The sequence below is a fragment of the Methylobrevis pamukkalensis genome (assembly GCF_001720135.1).
Lineage (GTDB): Bacteria > Pseudomonadota > Alphaproteobacteria > Rhizobiales > Pleomorphomonadaceae > Methylobrevis > Methylobrevis pamukkalensis.
The window spans coordinates 1-19,859 of sequence record NZ_MCRJ01000031.1 but is presented as its reverse complement, the minus strand read 5'-3'; the positions used below and the strand labels follow the sequence as shown (position 1 = coordinate 19,859).

The window sequence follows — 19,859 nt, the reverse complement described above, 5'->3', positions numbered from 1 at the left end:
CTTGGCAATCGATGGATCAGGGATAGCGGCGGTCGACGCGCTTGAAGGCGTTGCCGAGGCCCCAGGGGAAAACGGCGTCGACCCACATGTGCACGCGGTTGGCGTAGGTGAGGCAGGCCGAGGACAGCGCCTTCAACTCGTCCAGCGTGCCGCATTCCTGGGCGGCGGCGACGTATTTGTGGATCATCGCCGCGGCATGCGGCAGGCCCACGAAGTCGAAGAAGTCGGCCTTGTAGCCGATGATCTCGGAGATCACGTGCTTCAGCGTGCCGAGGTCGGCGTCGGGCTTCTCGCAGACCTGGATGATGCCCCAGAGCATCTCGTCGGCCAGCGTGCGCGCCTCGCCCTCGGCGAAGACGAGCGTGCTGAAATACTGGCCGCGCGAGCCGGTGCCGCGCGGCACGATGCCCTGACCGATGTCCTTCACCTCGTCCGGACAGGTCAGCCAGATCTTCTCGCGCTCGGCGTCGAGCTCATCGATCACCTCTTTCACATTCATCACACGGTCCTTTCCGTCGCGGCCGGATGCGAACGCATCCCGGTGATCCGCGCAAATGACTGTTCGCCTCCGACTGGCGGATGCGTGCTGAATCGCCACCCTCTATTGCGGGAGGAACAAGCAATGTTGTAGTCACTAAGGATGTTAAGGTCAATCAATTGTATAGATATATTTGGATATGGAAGTATTGTACTTCTGTATACATCTAATTATTGCCGATAGTGCGACCATGAATTCCATCTTCCGCTCATTGCTCGCCCCTTTCACCCAAACTCTCCACCGTCTTTGCCGGCCTGACCCGGCAATCCACGGGCCTCTCCACGCGCACATCTCCATCGAATCTGGTCAGGTTGCCGTCCGGATGCCGCGCCGCCATTGGGTCGCCGGGTCAAGCCCGGCGAAGACGGTGGAGTGGCTGAGATTTCACGCAGCGCCCGCCGCCCGGCCCGGACAGCCGCGCATTTCATTGACCCAGACAGCACCAGAGCGCCCGTCATTGCATGCCGGCGAACTTGGCATGCCGGAGACCTCCCTGCCCGGTCGGCACGGGAGTTGCTTGCCAGATTCCGGGCGCACACGCGCCGCCGCGGCCAGTCCCGCGGCAGACGGATCAGAGGAAGGAGCCTGTCGATGCGGAACATGCTGTCGGCCTTCATCGCCCGCCTTGCCGGCTATGCCGATCTCCTGAACACGCCGCTGCGCGAAGAGGACCGCCTCGCCGTTGCCGACGCGCCCGCGACGCCTCGTCCCGCAGCGAGACCGAGGTGCCGCCCGAGGTGTGGATGCGCTGCTGGTGGCTCGGTGTCTGAAGCGCCAGACACGGCCGATAGATGCCCGTGCCCGGCCGGCCGATAACCCCGCGATCGTGACCGGCATCACCCCGGTTTCACCGCCGCGCCCGCCACACTGCCATCCCGGTCCTCCGGCTGGAAATCCGGACCAGCGACCGGCCACTGCCCGGCGACCAGCTTGCCCGGCGTGCGCCGCCGTGCCCGAAGGGAGGAGTCGAGGCCCGAACCCGTCCGGAGCGGGCGTTTCGCAGATTGCGGCCTGCCATCCGCCGCTGAACGAAGACCGGCACCATACGACCACCGACACTCCGCCGGCCGAACGCGCCGCCGTCGTCCTTGACAATCCGGTCTTGCTCGATCAGTCCGATCCTGCGGCGGGCCTCGCCGGGCTGCTCGTCTTCATGCGGCGCGCAGCGGGGGGCCGCGCGCCTTGACGCAGCGATCGAACGGGCGCACCAGCACGGTGACACCCCTCAGGCATCCGGGCAGGCATGATCCGTTTCATCCATTCGAGCGACCTGCATCTCGGCAAGCGCTTCGGCAATGTCTCCGGCGACCTGCCGAGCCGCCTGCGCGAAGCCCGGCACGCGGTGATCGGCAAGCTGGCGGCGCACGCCCGGGCCGAGGGCGCGAGCACGATCCTGCTCGCCGGCGACACCTTCGACACCGAGACGCCGGCCCCCGACGTCCGGCGGCAGGCGCTCGCCGAGATGCGGGCGCATGCGCCGATCCGCTGGGTGATCCTGCCCGGCAACCACGATTCGCTGCAGGCAACGCAGCTCTGGGCGAGCCTGCGGGCGGAGGCGCCGGACAATGTCCTGCTGGCGGTGGAGCCGCGGCCGATCGACCTTGCCCCCGGCGTGGTGCTGCTGCCGGCCCCCTGCACGACGCGGCGGCCCGGCCGGGACCTGACCGACTGGATGGACGCCGCGCCGACGCCGGACGGCACCCTGCGCCTCGGCCTTGCCCATGGCGCGATCCAGAGCTTTTCTGAAGAAGCCGCCGCTTCCGACGTGATCGCGCCGGACCGGGCGCGGCGCGCGCGGCTCGACTATCTGGCACTCGGCGACTGGCACGGCGCCGTCGAGGTCGACCCGCGCACCCGCTACAGCGGCAGCCCGGAGCCGGACCGGTTCAAGCACGACCGCCCCGGCATGGCGCTGCTGGTAAGCCTCGATGGCCCGTCGGCCCCGCCCGCGGTCACGCCCTTCGAGACGGCGACCTTCGCCTGGCGCACGCTCGAGCTGCACCTCCTGCGCGGCGACGATCCCGTCCCGGCGCTGGACGCGTTGCTGCCCGGTGAACGGCAGCGGCGCAACGCGCTGGTGCGCGTGCTGGCCACCGGGCGCAGCGGCCTTGCCGAGCGCGCGGCGCTGGCGCAGGCGATCGAGAGCGCCGCGCCGGATTTCGCGCTGCTCGACCTCGACGAGGACGGCCTTGCGGTGGAGTGCGACGTAGATGACCTCGACCGGATCGACCGGGCCGGGGCGCTGCGGGAAGCGGCCAACGCGCTCCTGGCCGAGGCCGGCGACGAGACCCGGCCGGCGGCCGAACGCGAGATTGCCCGGGCGGCGCTGGCGCGGCTCTATTTCCACGCGCAGGCGGTGTCGGCATGAAGATCTCGGCGCTCCGGCTTCACAATGTCAAGCGCTTCGCCGGCCGCGGCGTCGCCATCGAGGGCATCGGCGACGGCGTCAACGTCTTGTGCGCGGTCAACGAATTCGGCAAGTCGACCAGTTTCGAGGCGCTGCACGCGCTGTTCTTCCAGCCCTATTCCGGCACGCCGAACGACGTGCGCAACCTGCGGCCCTACAGCGGCGGCAGCCCGCTGGTGGAGGCCGACATCGCCACCGACACCGGGCGCTTCCGGATCACCAAGCAGTATTACGGCGGCAAGTTCGCCCGCGTCACCGATCTTGCCAGCGGACGGCTGGTGGCGCAGGCCGACGAGGCGGAGAATTTCATCGCCGGCCTGATCAAGGGCGGCACGTCGGGGCCGGCCGGCCTGCTCTGGGTGCGCCAGGGCATCACCGGCATCGAGAAGCGCAGCCGCTCCGAAGAGGACAGCGAGAAGCAGGTGCGCGCCAGCCTGCTGGAATCCGTGCAGGGCGAGGTCGAGGCCGTCACCGGCGGGCGGCGCATGGCCGAGATCATGGCCGCGGCCGAAGAGGCGCTGTCCGAACTCGTGACCGCCGGCGGCCGTGCGAAGACCGGCGGGCGCTATGCCGCCGCCATCGCCGAACGCGACCGGCTCGCCGCGGAGGAAGCCAGGCTGTCCGCGGACGCACCGCCCTGCGCGTCGCGCTGGACGAGCGGGCCAGGGCGGTGAAGCGCCTCGCCGAGATCGACGACGCCGAGGACCGGCAGGCGCGCAAGTCGGCGGTCGAGACCGCCCAGGCGGCCTTCGATGCCGCACGCGCCCGGGGCGAGACGCTGAAGACGGCGGAGGCGGAACTGCGCCTCGCCCGCGACCGTCGCACCGCCGCCGATCAGGCGCTGAAACAGTACCGCGCGGCCCTTGTCCGGGCCCGCGAGCTGCAGGACGGCCTGCGGGCGGCCGAACGGCAGCGCGAAGATGCCATCGGCCGCCGCCGGGATGCGGCGGGTGCGATCGAGGCGGCCCGCCTTGAGGCCGAGGTTGCGGAGGCCGGCGAGCAGGAGTTGCGCGAGCGGCTTGCCCGCCTCGAGGCCGCCGAGCGCGCCCGCGCCGCCTCCGCGCGCCTCGCCGATCTGAAAACCCGGCTGGCGGCGGCCGAGGCCGTCCGCGCCGCGATCGAGGCGGGCGAAGCGGAATTGCCGCGGGTGAAGCTGCCCCCGGGCGCCATCGACCTGTTGCAGGCGACCGAGATCGACATCGCCAAGCTGAAGGCAGTCGACGAGGCCGCCCGCGCGACGGTGACGGTCGACTACGAGGCCGGGGCCAGCGGCCGGGTGACGCTGAACGGCACGCCGCTGGGTGACGGCGAAGAACGCCGCTACGACGGGCAGGCGCGGATCGCCCTGCCCGGCATCGGTACGCTCACGCTGCGCTCGAACCAGCCGGCGCAAAGCGACAACCGGCTGGAGAAGGCCGAGGAGAAGCGACGCCAGTTGCTGGCGTCGATGGGCGTCGCCGATCTTGTCGCCGCCAGGGCAGCGCAGGTGCGCGCCCAGCAGATCGAGGCCGAACTGCGCGAGCGGCACGCCCAGCTGCTGCAACTGGCGCCCGCCGGACTGGCGAAGCTGCGCGAGGAGGTCGAAGCCAGCGCGGCGATCGATGTGGCATTGCTTGAGCTGAAGGAGGACCCGGGCGCGACCCGTGCCGCCCTCGCCGACGCCGAAGCCCGGCGCAAGGCGGCGCGGCAGGCGGTGCGCGAGGTGGAGCCGCTGCAGGCCAGTGCCGGCGACGCCTTCGTCGCGGCCGAAACGGCGCTGGCCGGGCTGAAGGCCGATCTCGTGCAGGTCGACGCGCTGCTCGGCCCCGAGAACGTGCGTACCGACCGTGAATCTGCGCTGGCTGCGGCCTTCGCCGACCTTGACGTGGCCTTCGCCGGAGCCGAAGCGCAGGCGGCGCGGCTGCGGGCCGCGGCGGGCGATCTGGAGTCCGCTGAAGCGGCGCTGAAGCGCGCCCGCTCGGTTGCGGATGCCGCCGAGAAGGAGGCCGGCGCCCTGCGCGAGACCATCGCCGGTCTCAATGCCGCGATCCGGGCGAAATCGGACGAGGCGGTCGAGGAACTGTGGCGGGAAACCGCGACGCGCTCAGCACTGCCCAGCGGCGTGTGGAGGCCTTCGCGATGGAGGCGGCCGTCCTGAAGCAGCTGACGAGCGCGCTGGAAACCGCCCGATCGGAGGCGCGCGACCTCTATCTCAAGCCGGTGATGGCCGAACTCCGGCCGCTGCTCGGGCTGCTGTTCGACGACGTGGCGATCACCTTCGACGAAAAGACGCTGCTGCCGCAGACGATCCTGCGCAACGGCCAGGAAGAGGACGTCGAGCGGCTCAGCGGCGGCATGCGCGAGCAGCTTTCGGTGCTGACCCGGCTCGCCTTCGCCCGGCTGCTGGCCAGGGACGGCCGGCCGGCGCCGGTGATCCTCGACGACGCGCTGGTCTATTCCGACGACGACCGCATCGAGAAGATGTTCGACGCCCTGCACCGGCAGGCGAAGGACCAGCAGATCATCGTCTTCTCCTGCCGCCAGCGCGCCTTCCAGAAGCTCGGCGGCCATGCGCTGCAGATGACCGACTGGCGTCCGTCGGATCCGACCTGACCGTAGACGGACGGCCTCCGGGACCGAAAGCGCGATCCCGGAGGCCATCCTCATGCGTGAATCCCGGTCAGATGGCGATGCCGCCGGAAATGTTGAGGGCCTCGCCGGTGATGTAGCCTGCCGACGGACCGGCGAGGAAGGAGACGGTGTCGGCCACCTCCTCGAGGGTCGCGATCCGGCGGATCGGATGCATGTCGAGGATGGCGTCCCGGTTCGGCAACTCGCCCGCGACATCGGCCGCCATGTCGGTCGGCATGATGCCGGGCTGGACGACGTTGACCGTGATGTTGCGCGGACCGAGATCGCGCGCGATGCCCTTGGCATAGCCGGCGAGCGCCCACTTGGTGCCGGCATAGTCGGCAACGCCCGCGAAGGGCACCACGGAGCCGAGCCGCGAGCCGATGAAGATGATCCGTCCGCCATCCGCGAGCTTCGGCGCCGCCGCGCGCGTGATCGCGATCGTGCCGAGAACATTGACCTGCCACTGCCGATTGTAGCGGTCGCCATCGAGCGCCGGATCGTCCACCAGCTGTCCCTGGATCGCGATGCCGGCATTGTTGACGAGAATGTCGAGCCGGCCGAATTCGGCCATCACCGTGTCGACAAGCGGCCCGGCAACGGCAAGATCGGACTGGTCGGCCCGGACGGCGAGCGCGCGCACGCCCTTTGCCTTCAGCCGTGCCACCACGGCCTCGGCCTTGTCCACGGACGCCGCATAGCTGATGGCGACATCGGCGCCCTGATCGGCCAGGGCTTCGGCAATCGCCACGCCGAGGCCACGCGATCCGCCGGTCACGAGGGCAACCTTGCCCTTGAGGAGATTTGACATGACAGTCCCTTGATACCTGTTCGAGGCCCCAACGGGCGATGCCGCGTCGGGATAGCGTAACGACTGTTACGATAACGATCAGTATGAAAACTGGACGTGGCCTGTCAAGCGGTTTAATAATGGTCGTTATGAAATACGGTGAGACAATCTGATGGGACGTCATCGCGAGTTCGATGTGGACAAGGCGCTCGACGCCGCGCTGTGCGTGTTCTGGCGCAACGGCTACGAGGGCGCGTCCTACGCCGACCTGACCGCGGCGACGGGCGTGGAACGCCCTGCGCTCTACTCCGCCTTCGGCAACAAGGAGGCGCTGTTCCGGCGCGCCCTTGCCCGCTACTACGATCGCTATCTCGACTATTTCCCGGCGTCCCTCGCCCTGCCGACCTCGCGCGAGGTTGTCGCGCATCTGTTCAGCCATGCGGCCGACCTCAACACCCGCTACCCGACCCACACCGGGTGTTTCCTCATCAACGGCGCTCTGGCGGGATCGGAAGACTCCGACGCGGTGCGGGAGATGCTGATCGACATGCGCGCCGCCAGCGCGGCGCAGCTGCGCGAACGGCTGGAACGGGCAAAGGCGGAGGGCGACCTGCCGGCAACGGCCAGTTCCGAGGCCCTCACCGCCTACGTCATGGCCGTCCTCCACGGCATGGCCGTGCTGGCCAAGGCCGGATCTCCCCGCGAAACGCTGGAGGCCGTTGCCGCGCAGGCGCTGGCAAGCTGGCCGGAGGGCAAGTCCGGATCATCGGGCACGTAACGCTCTTCCCACCGACCTTCTCGAATGGCTCGGGCCAGACACGCGGCCAGCAGACGGGCGGCCTGCCGCCAAAGCTGGTATGAAGCGCAAACCCTTCGATTCTTGCACAGGCCGCCTTGACCCGTTCCCCCCTGCACATCCTGAAGACCGTCTACGGTTACGATGCCTTTCGCGGTCCGCAGGCGGCGATCGTCGACCATGTGATGGCCGGCAACAACGCCTTCGTGCTGATGCCGACGGGGGGCGGCAAGTCGCTGTGCTACCAGATCCCCGCCATCGCAAGGCCGGGCATGGGGCTGGTGGTCTCGCCGCTGATCGCGCTGATGGCCGACCAGGTGGCGGCGCTGCGGCAGGCGGGCGTGAAGGCCGCCGCCCTCAATTCCGACCTGCAGGGCGACGACCGGCGCGCGCTCTGGCGCGACATCACGGCCGGTGATCTCGACCTGCTCTATGTGGCGCCGGAAACGCTGATCCGGTCCGACATCATGGACCTGCTGCGCCGCACCCGTCTGTCGCTGATCGCCATCGACGAGGCCCACTGCCTGTCGCAGTGGGGCCATGACTTCCGCCCGTCCTATCGCCAGCTCGACGGGCTGATCTCCCAGTTCCCGGATGTGCCGCGCATGGCGCTGACGGCGACGGCCGACGAGCCGACGCGCGCCGAGATCCTGTCGCATCTCCATATCGCCGAGAGCGACGCCTTCGTCGCCGGCTTCGACCGCCCCAACATCCACTATGCCATCGCGGAGAAGGACAATCCGCGGGCGCAGCTCAAGCGCTTCCTGAAGACGCACGAGGGCGAGAGCGGCATCGTCTACTGCCTGTCGAAGCGCAAGACGGAAGAGACGGCCGCCTGGCTCTGCGATCAGGGCTGGACCGCCCTGACCTACCACGGCGGCATGGACAAGGCGGCGCGCGAAATCAACCAGACGCGTTTCCAGCACGAGGAAGGCGTGGTGATGGTGGCCACCATCGCCTTCGGCATGGGCATCGACAAGCCGAACGTGCGCTTCGTCGCCCATGTCGATCTGCCGGGCAGCATCGAGGCCTACTATCAGGAAACCGGCCGCGCCGGGCGCGACGGCCTGCCGTCCGACGCCTGATGCTCTACGGCCACGACGACATCGCCCTGCGCAGCCGATTCATCGACGAGTCGGACGCGCCCGAGCAGCGCAAGCGCATGGAGCGCCAGAAGCTCGACGCGCTGCTGGGCCTTGCCGAAACCGCGCGCTGCCGCCGCCAGGTGCTCCTGTCCTATTTCGGCGACCACTCCGAGCCCTGCGGCAACTGCGACACCTGCGCCGAACCGCCGAAACTGTTCGATGGCACGGTCGCGGCGCTGAAGGCGCTCTCCTGCATCTACCGCACCGGCGAACGCTTCGGCCAGGCCTATATCGTCGAGGTGCTGCTCGGCGGATCGGACCCGCGCATCGCCCAGTTCGGCCACGACCAGATCTCCACCTTCGGCATCGGCAAGGAATTCGACGCCCGGACATGGCGGGCGATCCTGCGCCAGATGATCGCGCTGCGCCTCGTCAACGTCGACCTTGCGGCCACGGCGGCCTGTCGATCTCGGAGGCCGGCCGCCAGTTCCTGCGCGACAAGCCGGAGCTGATGCTGCGCGAGCCGACCCGCGCCATAACGGGTCGGAACGGGGCCGGCCGCGACAGGGCCGCCCGCGCCCAGGCCTCGGCCGCCCTGCCCGAGGCCGATCAGGGCCTGTTCCAGGCGCTGCGCGACAAGCGCACCGAACTGGCCCGGGCGCAGAACGTGCCGCCTTATGTGATCTTCCACGACAGGACGCTGATCGAGCTCGCCGCCGCCCGGCCCGGCTCGCGCGCGCAGATGGCGAGGGTCCCCGGCATCGGCGAGGCCAAGCTCGACCGCTACGGCGATGCCTTCCTGGCGGTGATCGCCGAACTGGCGGACTAGCGGACATCCTGCCACGTGTTGCTGCGGCCATTGCCGCCCGTGACGATTTCCCGGAACAACGCCATCACCGGAGCTGTTCTCCAGAAGGCCACGCGCCGTGTCGCGTCGCTTCGAACATCTCGCGCGCAGGAAACGCTTGTCGCCGTCACCGACTTCGGTGTCTGGCGGTGCGTTTCATCTTCCGGCGCATTTGCAATTTGATCAGGTGAAATTCAATGAAGCTGCCCAAAGGCACGATCGTCGCCGTCGCAGACGGTGAAAAGTTCAATCTGTTCCGCAATGTCGGCGACGAAGCCGGCATGAAGCTCTCGAACGTCAAGCACGAGGCCGTCGAGGCGGATGCGGGCACGAGCACCGGCCGTCAGTCGAGCGCCGCCAATCCCGATCACGGACAGGCCAGCGAGGATCAGTTCTCCGCGGGCATCGTGCAGCACCTCAATCAGGAAGCGCTCACCGGCAAGATCGAGAATCTCGTGATCATCGCCGCGCCCCGGGCGCTGGGCGAGATGCGCCAGCATTACCACAAGGCTCTGTCCGCGGTTCTCCTCGGCGAACTCGCCAAGGATCTGACCGGGCATTCGCTGGCCGACGTCGAAAAGGCCCTCGACGCCGCCTGACAACGGGAGAATTCCCGGCCGCGCGGCACCTCTCTGCCGCCGGCGAGACGACATCGATCCGGCATCCTCCCACCTTCAGGGGCGTTTCGACTCTCCCCCGCCTTTTCTGGCACCCGTCCGCCCGGGCGACCCCGGCCGCGTTTCGGCCTGCCTGGGCTCTGCCACCTGCGGCTTCGTGCAATAGTGCCGTATGACGCGTTTCAGTGTCAGGCCCTGCACGGCGAGGGTGAAGATGACCGCGCAATAGGTTGCCGTCAGCAGGATCGGCTTCTCGGGCGTCTCCGGCAGGGACAGGGCGAGCGCGATGGAGATGCCGCCGCGCAGCCCGCCCCAGGTCAGGATCGCGATGCTGCCCGGCGCGAAGGACTGCCAGCGTTGCAGCACGAGCACCGGAATTGCCGCCGCCGTGAACCGCGCCGCGACGATCACCGGGATGAGGCAGAGGGCGGCCAGCGAGTGGGACCAGTCGAAGCGCAGCACCAGCACCTCGAGCCCGATGAGCAGGAACAGGATCGAGTTCAGGATCTCGTCGACCAGCGTCCAGTAGCCGAACAGGTAGCGTTGCGTCTCGTCGCTCAGCGCATCCCGCGGCCCCCGGTTGCCGAGGTAGAGCCCCGCGACGACCACGGCGAGCGGGCCGCTGGCGTGGAGATGCGTCGCCAGCGAGAAGGCCCCCATCGCCAGCGCGATGGAGATGAGAACCTCGATCGCGTAGTCGTCGAGGCGGCGCGTGGCGCGATAGGCGACATAGCCTGCGGCGAGCCCGATCAGCGCCCCGCCGAGCGTTTCTACCGCCAGCATCTCGGCGACACGGGCAACCCCGAGCTCCTCCGTGCCGGTCGCCGCCGCCAGCAGCACGGAGAACAGGACGACCGCCACCCCGTCGTTGAAGAGGCTTTCGCCGGACATGTCGATCTCCAGCGACTTCGGCACCGTCACGGTCTTGAGGATCGCCAGCACGGCGACCGGATCGGTCGGGCTGATCAGCACACCGAACACCAGCGCCCAAAGGTAGGGGATCGTCAGGCCGATCAGCGGGGCGAGCAGCCAGAGGCCGGTGCCGATCACGGCGGTCGAGATCACCACGCGACCGTCGCCATCGCACCGATCGACCAGCGACGGCGCCGCATCTGCGAGAAATCCACATGCAGCGCGCCGGCAAACAGGAGGAAGGCGAGCATGCCGTCGAGCACGATCCTCTGGAAATCGATGTGGCGGATGATGCTGGTCAGGTCTTCGTAGATGTGGACGCGGGGAACGAGCAGCTCTCCGGCGATCAGAAGCAGCGACGACAGGAGCCCCATGATCATGAGGCCGATCGTGTGCGGCAGGCCGAGATAGACGTGATTGACCCAGGCGAAGCCGGCGGTGGCCGCCAGCAGGAGGGCAAGAAGATCGAAGATCGACAGCACTGGCCTACCCGCCTGCCCGGCTCATCTGGTGCATGGGCATCATGTTGTGATTCAGATGCGACATGATCCAGATCGACCCCAGCACGACGAGGACGACGACGAACACGCCGAAGGCGAGCGCCACCGCATTGTTGGTGTTGTCGGGTCCGGTCGTCAGGTGGAGGAAGAAGACGAGGTGCACGCCCATCTGGCCGATCGCCAGCACGACGAGCGCCGAGATGACGGCCGGGGGGTAGACGAGGTCGGTCTGGACCACGGCAAAGGAGGCCGCCGTGAGCAGGATCGCCAGGCCGAAGCCGATGACGTAGCCGCGGAGCCCGCCGGCCGGCTCGCGGGAATTGACCGCCTCCTCGCCGGGCGCCGCGTCGTCCATGTCCGGGGGATGATCCTCGCGATGGTCCTTGGCGGTCATGCGCTTGCTCCGAGCAGGTAGACCAGGTTGAAGATCGCGATCCACACGATGTCGAGCGCGTGCCAGAACAGGTTGAAGCAGTGCAGGCGTCGAAGGATGTCGTCGCGAAAGCCCTTGACCCAGATCTGGGCCATCATGGTGCCGAGCCACAGCAGGCCGAGCCCGACATGCAGGCCGTGGCAGCCGACGAGCGCGAAGAAGGACGACAGGAAGGCGCTGCGCGTGGGACCGGCGCTGTCGGCGACCATGACCGCGAACTCCTGCATCTCGAGCGCCAGAAATCCGGCGCCGAGCAGCCCGGTCACCAGCAGCCAGATCTGGGTCCAGACCATGTCGCGGCGGTGGCTGGCGAGGCTGCCGAGACCGCAGGTGAAACTCGACGTCAGCAGCAGCCCTGTCTGGAGGGCGACCCGCGGCAGCTCGAACAGCTCGCGAGCGGCAGGGCCGCCGGCCGTTGCGCCGGACAGGACCGCATATCCGGCGAAGAAGGCCGAGAACATGATGATGTCGGAGAGCAGGAACATCCAGAAGCCGTAGGTCACCGTCACGTAGCGCGAGGCGGGACCACCCTCCCCGTGGCCCATCGAACCGTGTCTGTGTCCATGCCCGTCATGGCGGCCGACCCGATAGGGATCCTGCTCGCTGCTCCGGGCGGAGATGTCGCTCGGCAGGCTGCCGGTGGCTGATGTCCCGCTCATGCGACCCCCTCGCGGCGCCGGTACCACGCTTCGCGCGTCTCGAGCCGCGCCCGGTCGACGCGTTCGACCTCCCCGGCCGGTATCTCGTAGTCGGCCTCGTCGCGCCAGGCGAAGACCACGAAGGTGGCATAGGCACCGGCAAGGCCCACGATCGCCAGCCACCAGATGTGCCAGATCAGCGCAAAGCCGATCACCGTGGCAAAGAAGGCGCTGACGAAGCCGGTCGGGCTGTTCTTCGGCATCTCGATCGGCTCGTAGCTCTCCGGGACCTCCGGCGACTGCCCCTCGATGGCGCGCTGCTTGATGCTCCAGTAGGGCTCTTCGTCCTCCACATGCGGCAGGCGGGCGAAGTTGAAGGCCGGCGGCGGCGAGGGCGTCGACCATTCCAGCGACCGGCCGTCCCAGGGGTCGCCGGTCTCGTCGCGCAGGCTCTCGCGCTGGCGGATCGAGACGACGAGCTGGATGATCTGGCACGCGGCGCCGACGATCATCACCGCGACGCCAAGGAGCGCCACGAGCAGCGCCGGCGCCCAGCCATCGACCGGCACGCTCTGCAGCCGCCGCGTCATGCCCTGCAGGCCGACGATGTAGAGCGGCACGAAGACGAGGATGAAGCCGAGCAGGGTGAACCAGAAGGCGGCCTTGCCCCAGCCCTCGTGCAGCCTGAAGCCGAAGGCCTCGGGAACCAGAAGGTGTAGCCGGCGAAGGCGCCGAACAGGACGCCGGAGATGATGACGTTGTGGAAATGCGCCACCAGGAACATCGAATTGTGCAGCACGAAGTCGGCCGCCGGGACCGCCAGCAGCACGCCCGTCATGCCGCCGACCGTGAAGGTGGTGATGAAGCCCAGCGCCCACAGCATCGGCGTGTCGAAGCGGATGCGACCGCCATACATCGTGAACATCCAGTTGTAGATCTTCACGCCGGTTCCCACCGCAATCACGGAGGTGGCGATGCCGAAGGCCGCGTTGACGTTGGCACCTGCCCCCATCGTGAAGAAGTGGTGCAGCCAGACCGTGAAGGAGACGACGCAGATGAACAGCGTCGCCGCCACCATCGAGCGGTAGCCGAACAGCGGCTTCGACGAGAAGGTCGAGAAGATCTCGGAGAACAGGCCGAAGGCGGGCAGGACGAGGATGTAGACCTCCGGATGCCCCCATGCCCAGATGAGGTTCACGAACATCATCGGGTTGCCGCCGGCGTCATTGGTGAAGAAGTGGAAGCGAGATAGCGGTCGAGCGTCAGCATCGCCAGCGTCGCCGTCAGGATCGGGAAGGCCGCCACGATCAGGATGCAGGAGGCGAGCGACGTCCAGCAGAAGATCGGCATGCGCAGATAGCCCATGCCAGGCGCACGCATCTTCAGGATGGTCGTCACGAGATTGACGCCCGTCACCAGCGTGCCGACGCCGGAGATCTGGATCGCCCAGAGATAGTAGTCGACGCCGACGCCGGGGGAATATTCGAGTTCCGACAGCGGCGCATAGGGCAGCCAGCCGGTGCGCGCGAACTCGCCGATCACCAGCGACATGTTGACGAGAAGAGCCCCCGACGCCGTCAGCCAGAAGCCGACGGAATTGAGCGTGGGAAAGGCGACATCCCGCACGCCGAGCTGCAGCGGCACGACGAAATTCATCAGGCCGATGACGAAGGGCATCGCCGCGAAGAAGATCATGATCGTGCCGTGGGCCGAAAAGATCTGGTCGTAGTGATCCGGCGGCAGGTAGCCCTCGCCGAACAGGGTCGCCGTCTGGTGCGTGCGCATCATGATGGCATCGACGAAGCCGCGCAGCAGCATCAGCACGGCCAGCACGATGTACATCACGCCGATGCGCTTGTGATCGACCGAGGTGATCCACTCGTGCCAGAGATAGGACCACCAGCCGCGCCGGGTGATCCACGCCGCCACGCCGATCATCCCCAGGAAGACGACCACGGCGGCGATCAGGGGGATGGGCTCCTCGAGGGGGATGGCCGCCCAGTCCAGCTTGCCCAGCATGCTCAGCCTCCCTTCTCGACGTCGAGGGGCATCCGCGCGGTGTCCACGCGCGTGGTGCAGATGCTGGCCTCCAGCGGCAGCGGATGGATTTCCGGTGCGCCGCCGCGCCCGTCATCGGGTCCGCGCGCCGGCGGCAGCGCCTGCCGCACGATGGCGTCGAACAGACCCGCCTCCACCTCGCCGTAGCCGAACGGCGCGACGTCCTGGCTCTGCCGGGCGAGCGCGCGGTAGGTCTCGGCGTTCAGAACCTCCGTGCCGCGGCCCAGCGTGTCCGCCCACCGGTCGTACGCGTCCTGCGGCAGCACGTGGACCGTGAAGTTCATGCCGGGAAAGCCGGCGCCGCTGTAGTGGGCGCCCTGCCCGTAGAGCTCGCCGGCATGGTCGGCCTGAAGGTGGAGTTCGCTCTCCATGCCGTTCATGGCGTAGATCATCGTGCCGAGCTGGGGCACGAAGAACACGTTCATCACGCTGCCCGAGGTCAGGCGGAAGCGGACCGGCACCCCGGCCGGCATGGCGAGTTCGTTGACGGTGGCGATCTGCCGGTCGGGATAGATGAACAGCCACTTCCAGTCGAGCGCGACCACCTGGATCTCCAGCGTGCGGTCGGCAGAGCCCAGTGGCCGGCGCGGGTCGAGGTGGTGCGAGCCGTAGTAGATCAGGCCACCGAGGAAGAGGATCGTCAGGGTCGGGATCGACCAGACGATGAGCTCGATGCGGCCGGAATAGGTGAAGCCGGGGTTGTAGCGCGCCTTCGGGTTCGAGGCGCGGAACCACCACGCGAAGGCCAGCGTACCGATGATCGTCGGCACGACGATCACCAGCATGACGGCAAGCGAATTGAGCAGGATCTGCCGGTTGCCCATGCCGACCGGTCCCTGCGGATCCAGCACCCCTCCCCCGCAGCCTGCCAGCAGCACGCTCGCGACCAGCGGAGGCGCCATGTGCAGCGCCTGCCTCATGTCCGTTGTCCCCTCGTCGTCCGCAGCCTTGCCGCCGGATCGCCGCGCACCGAACGGAGACGCGCCCGAAGTGTTCCCGGTCCATCCCGTCATCCGGAGGCCGCCGCGTAAAATCGGGGAACAATCACAGTTTGCCCCTGTTCGGTCGCTTTCCACGGAACGGGAGGCCTCCAGACCATGCAGGATCACGCAACGTCCGGCCCGGCGCGTTGGGCCGTTCGCCTGCTCGGCGCCATCATTCTGCTGATCGGCGTCGTGCTTCTCATCGGCGGCGCCTGGCTGGCCACGCTTGGCGGCTCGCTCTATTACCTTTTCGCCGGCATCGGACTGGGGATCTCGGGCCTGTTGCTCGTCCTGCGCCGGGCCGCCGGCGCATGGCTCTACTGCCTCGTCGTGGCGCTGACCGTCGCCTGGGCCTTCTGGGAAGTCGGGGTCAACGGCTGGGCGCTCGTCCCGCGCGTGATCCCGCCGCTGGTGCTGCTGGTGCCGGTGCTTGCCGTGCTCCCCGCGCTTCGCCAGACGTCGATCCGGCCCGGCCATGCGTGGACGGCGATTGCGGCGGTGATCGTTGTCGCGGTGGCAGCAGGCTGGGCGATCTCGGCCAGCGCGCCGCCGATCCTCGCGCGCGCCGTGCCGCCCCCCGGCAACGACACGATGACCGAGCCGTCCCTGCAGGATGCCGGCGCCGACTGGCCCGCCTATGGCGGAACCTACTCGGCGCGGCGCTATTCGCCGCTCGACCAGATCAACCGCGACAACGTCGGCGACCTCGAACGCGTCTGGCTGGTCCACACCGGCGACCTGCCTCAGTCGGAGCTGGCGCAGGACAAGTACGGCGCCGAGAACACGCCGCTCAAGGTCGGCGACAGCCTCTTCGTCTGCACTCCGAAGAACATCATCATCGCCTATGACGCCGCAACCGGCGAGGAACGCTGGCGATATGACCCGCAGGTCTCCGACGAGAACATTCCCTACACGGCGGCCTGCCGCGGCGTTGCCTATTTCGAGGCCCCCGGCGCCGATGCGGGCGCGGCCTGCGCCCGCCGCATCATCGAGGGCACCCTCGCGCCCGCCTGATCGCGGTCGACGCCACCACGGGCGAGCCCTGTGCGGATTTCGGCGGCAACGGGCAGGTCTCGACCTCGGAGAATATGGGCGACATCGTTCCGGGCATGGTGTCCATGACCTCGGCACCCACCATCGTGCGCGGCGTCGTGGTGATCGGCCACCAGGTCCTCGACGGCCAGAAGCGCGACGCCCCCTCCGGCGTGATCAAGGGCTTCGACGCCGTCACCGGCGAACTGCGCTGGGCGTGGGACATGACCCAGCCCGACCTGCCGGCGCCGCCGCCCGGCGACGCGATCTACACGCGCGGCACCCCGAACATGTGGACCACCGCGACCGGCGACGAGCAGCTGGGCCTCGTCTACCTGCCGATGGGCAATTCGGCCGTCGACTACTGGAGCGGCAGCCGGACGGAGGCGGAGAACCGCTTCTCCACCTCGCTCACGGCCATCGACGTGACCACCGGCGATCCGGTCTGGTCGTTCCAGACGGTCCACAAGGACGTGTGGGACTATGACCTCGGCTCGCAGGCGACCCTGATCGACTTCCCCGCGCAAGGGGGCACCGTGCCGGCGCTGGTCCTGCCGAGCAAGCAGGGCGATCTCTACGTCCTCGACCGCCGGACCGGCCAGCCGCTGACGGGCGTCGAGGAACGGCCGGTTCCCCAGGGCGGCGTCGAACCGGAGGAGCGCTCGCCGACCCAGCCATTCTCGACCTACCACACCCTGCGCAAGCCGGAGCTGACCGAAGCCTCGATGTGGGGCATGTCGCCCATCGACCAGATGATCTGCCGCATCCAGTTCCGGCAGGCCCACTACGAGGGCATCTACACGGCGCCGACGAGCGACACGCACTGGATCCAGTACCCCGGCTACAACGGCGGCTCGGACTGGGGCGGCGTCACGGTCGATCCCAGCCGCGGCATCCTCATTGCCAACTACAACGACATGCCGAACCACAACCGGCTCGTGCCCCGCGCGGAGGCCGACGCGCAGGGCTGGGTCGCCCGCGGCGAGGAGCGCGGGGGCAGCCTCGGTGAAGGCGGCGCGGAAGGCGCCGGCGACCCGCAGGCCGGCACCCCCTACGCCATCGACGTCAACGCGGGCTGGCGCTTGCCCGTCACCAATCTGCTGTGCAAGGAACCGCCCTATGGCGGCATCCGGGCGATCGACCTCGCCACCGGCGAGACGCTGTGGGACCGGCCGTTCGGCCAGGCCCTGAACAACGGCCCGTTCGGCATTCCGTCCATGCTGCCGATCTCGATCGGCACCCCCAACAACGGCGGCTCGGTCGTGACCGCGGGCGGCCTGATCTTCATCGCCGCCGCCACGGACGGTCTCATCCGGGCGATCGATATCGAGACCGGAGAGACCGTATGGCAGGACTCGCTGCCGGCGGGCGGCCAGGCGACACCGATGACCTATGAGGTCGGCGGCCGTCAGTATGTGGTCATCATGACCGGCGGACATCACTTCATGGAGACACCGATCGGCGACGAGGTTATCGCCTACGCGCTCCCGCAACGCGGGTAGGCCTTGAGGCGTGCAATGCTTGCGAGGCGCGCCCTTTTGCCGCCCCGCAGACACCGGACGGCGGGAGGGCAAGACGGTGGACTGGATCGCCAGCAACAGCGACGCGGTCTCGGCGCTCACCAGCGCCGGAACCCTGGTCGTCTGGCTCGTCTATCTGCAGGTGTTCATCAGCAGCTACCGGAGCAGCCTTCGCGCGACGCTCGTGATCACCCGAGGCGCGGGTGAAGGACTTGCCGCGCGCTGCCTGCTCGCCAACATGAGTTCCGGTGCGGTCTACGTCTCGAGTGTCCAGATCCGGCTAGCTCTGGAGGGCGGCGATGTCGCCGGCGCGGTGACCAACATCGATACGGAGGGCACAACCCGGCAGGGCCCGCTGGAAGCGGGAGCCAGCCGTGACCTCGGTTCCTTCGGCGACCTTGTCCGGCAGGCCTTCGCCGCGGCCGCACGCCCGCCTTCCAGCTTCCGCCGGATGACGGTCGAGGCCGTCGGGATCTACGGTTCGGAAGATCTCCCGGTGGGTGCCCGCAGAACCTTTCTCATCCGCGGGGACGGAGCAACGACTGCGCTGCGCAGCGAGGAACTCTGGACGGAGCAGATCCGGGGCAGGCGCGACCGGCGAAAGCTGATGGCGGATCTCGCGCGCGATCAGTGACGGCGAGGCCTCGGTCCCCGTCACGAAGCACGGCTGATTGCAGGGACATGATCAGTTTCTTCCGTTCGGGAGTCTTGATGATGACGGGGCCATGATCAGCCCTGTGCCGCCATGGAGCGGGCGACTTCGGCGGCACTGATCCCTTCCAGCGCAAGGCCGTAACCGGCGCCCTCGTCGACGATCCGGCGCAGTTTCTGGGTCAGGGCGATGCGGGTGTAGCGGCTGGTCAGCGGCGGCAGGGCGGCCAGGCCCTCGGCGATTTCGCGCGCGCGGGCCAGCAGGTCTTCCGCCGGCACGATCTCGTTGACGGCGCCCCATTCCCTGGCGGTCCGGGCGTCGAGAACCTGCCGCGTGAGGATGAAATGGCGGCCGCGCACGCTGCCGATCACCTCCGGCCACAGCAGGTTCACGCCATCGCCGGGCACGATGCCGAAGTCGAAATGCGGCTTGTCCTGGAAAACGGTCTCCGGCGTTGCGAGCACGATGTCGGCGAGCAGCACATATTCCGAGTGCAGCAGGACGGGCCCGTTCAGGGCGGCAATCAGCGGCACCTCGATGTCGAGGATGTTCATCAGGACCTTCTTGCCCTCGCGGTAGATCTTGTCGTACCGCGCGGCGAGAAGAAATCGAAGCCCTCGGGGCTGATCGCGTCCATGAAGGCATCGCCGGAGCCGGTGAGGATCACGACCCGGTTGTCGGCGTCCGAACCGATCTGATGGAAGAGATCGACGAACTGCTCATGGGTGTGGCCGTTGAAGACCAGCTTGCCACCATCGGTGTGCAGCGCGACTTCGAGGACGCCGCTTTCCGAACGGGTCAGGCGGGCATTGGCGAAGGAATACTTGTAGGTGCTGAAAGGGGACATGGTTGTTCTCCTGCTGTCTTGAATCGGGCGAATGGACGGGAAGGATCAGGCGGCGGGCGGGTGGAGCTCGACCAGGGCCTCGACGCGGGCGACGGCGCGCTGCACGGCCGGCCGGGCGGCAACCTCGTCGTACCAGCGGGCCAGGTTGGGCCGGCCGTCGAGCGTCAGGCCGGGGAACTGCCGGCGCCACAGCCAGCCGAAATGGGCGATGTCCGCGATCGTGAACACATCACCGGCGGCAAAGGCCCGGTCGGCCAGCGCCGCGTCGAGAAGACCGAGGATGCGCTCGGCCTCGCCGGCGAAGCGGCCCTCTGCGATCGGCTGCGGCTCGGGCGACGAGCGCCTGAAGAAGCCGGTATTGCCGAAGGCAGGGCTCAGGCCGGACGCATGAAAGAAGAGCTGCTCGAAGACACGGGCGCGGGCGGCACCGCTTTCCGGAAGCAGCTTGCCGGTCTTCTCCGCCAGGTGGACGAGGATGGCCGCGCTTTCCGTCAGGACCAGCCGCTCGCCGTTCACATCATCGACCAGCACAGGCACCTTGCCGTTCGGGTTGAGAGCCATGAAGCCCGGCTCCTTCTGCTCCCCCTTGCGGAC

General features: G+C 68.3%; 18 protein-coding genes and 3 pseudogenes. 9 read left to right on the top strand and 12 right to left on the bottom strand.

The window, feature by feature from the left end; genetic code table 11:
* Positions 1-16: 16 nt before the first annotated feature.
* The gene (locus A6302_RS07215; protein WP_069306477.1) at positions 17-499 is read right to left on the bottom strand and encodes a cucumopine synthase-related protein; all 483 of its coding nucleotides are present in this window, start codon (positions 497-499) and stop codon (positions 17-19) included.
* A 1,282-nt stretch (positions 500-1,781) separates the two neighbouring features.
* On the opposite strand from A6302_RS07215, the gene A6302_RS07210 reads away from it, so the two are divergent.
* The 4 genes from A6302_RS07210 to A6302_RS26105 are packed head-to-tail and all read left to right on the top strand — an operon-like array spanning position 1,782 to position 5,537.
* Positions 1,782-2,906, top strand: a complete 1,125-nt coding sequence (locus A6302_RS07210; protein ID WP_069306476.1) for a metallophosphoesterase family protein — start codon at positions 1,782-1,784, stop codon at positions 2,904-2,906.
* Positions 2,903-3,619 carry an AAA family ATPase gene (locus A6302_RS26115; protein ID WP_425349131.1) on the top strand — a complete coding sequence of 239 codons (717 nt, stop codon included), beginning with the start codon at positions 2,903-2,905 and terminating at the stop codon, positions 3,617-3,619. Before A6302_RS07210 ends, A6302_RS26115 begins: the two co-directional genes overlap by 4 nt.
* Positions 3,616-5,082 (top strand): coiled-coil domain-containing protein, encoded by a 1,467-nt coding sequence (locus A6302_RS26110; RefSeq protein ID WP_425349130.1) that lies wholly within the window; start codon positions 3,616-3,618, stop codon positions 5,080-5,082. Before A6302_RS26115 ends, A6302_RS26110 begins: the two co-directional genes overlap by 4 nt.
* Complete coding sequence (locus A6302_RS26105; RefSeq protein WP_425349129.1) at positions 5,064-5,537, top strand: ATP-binding protein; 474 nt, start codon at positions 5,064-5,066, stop codon at positions 5,535-5,537. Before A6302_RS26110 ends, A6302_RS26105 begins: the two co-directional genes overlap by 19 nt.
* Before the next feature lie 67 nt (positions 5,538-5,604).
* Here the strand turns inward: A6302_RS26105 and A6302_RS07200 are convergent, their stop codons facing one another.
* Positions 5,605-6,366 (bottom strand): SDR family NAD(P)-dependent oxidoreductase, encoded by a 762-nt coding sequence (locus A6302_RS07200; protein WP_069306475.1) that lies wholly within the window; start codon positions 6,364-6,366, stop codon positions 5,605-5,607.
* Between the two features lie 151 nt (positions 6,367-6,517).
* On the opposite strand from A6302_RS07200, the gene A6302_RS07195 reads away from it, so the two are divergent.
* The 3 genes and pseudogenes from A6302_RS07195 to A6302_RS07185 all read left to right on the top strand — a co-directional run bounded on the left by A6302_RS07195 (position 6,518) and on the right by A6302_RS07185 (position 9,672).
* Entirely contained in the window at positions 6,518-7,123 is a 606-nt protein-coding gene (locus A6302_RS07195; RefSeq protein ID WP_069306474.1) for a TetR/AcrR family transcriptional regulator, read from the top strand.
* Between the two features lie 116 nt (positions 7,124-7,239).
* Positions 7,240-9,055, top strand: a pseudogene (gene recQ, locus A6302_RS07190) (DNA helicase RecQ).
* Positions 9,056-9,270: 215 nt separating this feature from the next.
* Positions 9,271-9,672 (top strand): host attachment family protein, encoded by a 402-nt coding sequence (locus tag A6302_RS07185; protein WP_069306473.1) that lies wholly within the window; start codon positions 9,271-9,273, stop codon positions 9,670-9,672.
* A gap of 75 nt (positions 9,673-9,747) precedes the next feature.
* Here A6302_RS07185 and A6302_RS07180 read toward each other — a convergent pair whose 3' ends face one another.
* From A6302_RS07180 to cyoA, 7 genes and pseudogenes are all read right to left on the bottom strand, one after another.
* On the bottom strand, positions 9,748-10,758 hold the full coding sequence (locus A6302_RS07180) for a cation:proton antiporter domain-containing protein (RefSeq protein ID WP_069306472.1): 1,011 nt from the start codon (positions 10,756-10,758) through the stop codon (positions 9,748-9,750).
* The gene (locus tag A6302_RS25700) at positions 10,752-11,084 is read right to left on the bottom strand and encodes a cation:proton antiporter domain-containing protein (RefSeq protein WP_069306471.1); all 333 of its coding nucleotides are present in this window, start codon (positions 11,082-11,084) and stop codon (positions 10,752-10,754) included. Before A6302_RS25700 ends, A6302_RS07180 begins: the two co-directional genes overlap by 7 nt.
* Before the next feature lie 4 nt (positions 11,085-11,088).
* Positions 11,089-11,496 (bottom strand): cytochrome o ubiquinol oxidase subunit IV, encoded by a 408-nt coding sequence (gene cyoD, locus A6302_RS07170; protein WP_069306470.1) that lies wholly within the window; start codon positions 11,494-11,496, stop codon positions 11,089-11,091.
* Positions 11,493-12,194: a cytochrome (ubi)quinol oxidase subunit III gene (locus A6302_RS07165; protein WP_069306469.1), complete on the bottom strand. Its 702-nt coding sequence runs from the start codon at positions 12,192-12,194 to the stop codon at positions 11,493-11,495. Before A6302_RS07165 ends, cyoD begins: the two co-directional genes overlap by 4 nt.
* Positions 12,191-13,377: pseudogene (locus A6302_RS07160) on the bottom strand (cbb3-type cytochrome c oxidase subunit I). The gene A6302_RS07165 and the pseudogene A6302_RS07160 overlap by 4 nt, the downstream one beginning before the upstream one ends.
* On the bottom strand, positions 13,377-14,192 hold the full coding sequence (locus A6302_RS25240; RefSeq protein ID WP_280938933.1) for a cbb3-type cytochrome c oxidase subunit I: 816 nt from the start codon (positions 14,190-14,192) through the stop codon (positions 13,377-13,379). Before A6302_RS25240 ends, A6302_RS07160 begins: the two are co-directional and overlap by 1 nt.
* A gap of 2 nt (positions 14,193-14,194) precedes the next feature.
* Positions 14,195-15,151: a ubiquinol oxidase subunit II gene (gene cyoA, locus A6302_RS07155; RefSeq protein WP_069306468.1), complete on the bottom strand. Its 957-nt coding sequence runs from the start codon at positions 15,149-15,151 to the stop codon at positions 14,195-14,197.
* A gap of 177 nt (positions 15,152-15,328) precedes the next feature.
* Between cyoA and A6302_RS26425 the strand changes: the two are divergent.
* Both A6302_RS26425 and A6302_RS07145 read left to right on the top strand, forming a co-directional pair.
* Positions 15,329-17,748, top strand: a pseudogene (locus A6302_RS26425) (membrane-bound PQQ-dependent dehydrogenase, glucose/quinate/shikimate family).
* Between the two features lie 76 nt (positions 17,749-17,824).
* Positions 17,825-18,400 carry a hypothetical protein gene (locus A6302_RS07145; RefSeq protein ID WP_069306467.1) on the top strand — a complete coding sequence of 192 codons (576 nt, stop codon included), beginning with the start codon at positions 17,825-17,827 and terminating at the stop codon, positions 18,398-18,400.
* Positions 18,401-18,495: 95 nt separating this feature from the next.
* Here the strand turns inward: A6302_RS07145 and A6302_RS24275 are convergent, their stop codons facing one another.
* The 3 genes from A6302_RS24275 to A6302_RS07135 all read right to left on the bottom strand — a co-directional run.
* Positions 18,496-18,972, bottom strand: a complete 477-nt coding sequence (locus tag A6302_RS24275) for an enoyl-CoA hydratase/isomerase family protein (RefSeq protein WP_245293964.1) — start codon at positions 18,970-18,972, stop codon at positions 18,496-18,498.
* Positions 18,972-19,265: a Clp protease/crotonase-like domain-containing protein gene (locus tag A6302_RS24270; protein ID WP_245293963.1), complete on the bottom strand. Its 294-nt coding sequence runs from the start codon at positions 19,263-19,265 to the stop codon at positions 18,972-18,974. The genes A6302_RS24275 and A6302_RS24270 overlap by 1 nt, the downstream gene beginning before the upstream one ends.
* 45 nt (positions 19,266-19,310) lie before the next feature.
* Positions 19,311-19,859, bottom strand: a 549-nt coding sequence (locus A6302_RS07135; RefSeq protein WP_069306466.1) for a glutathione S-transferase family protein, incomplete at its 5' end; no start/stop codon positions are given.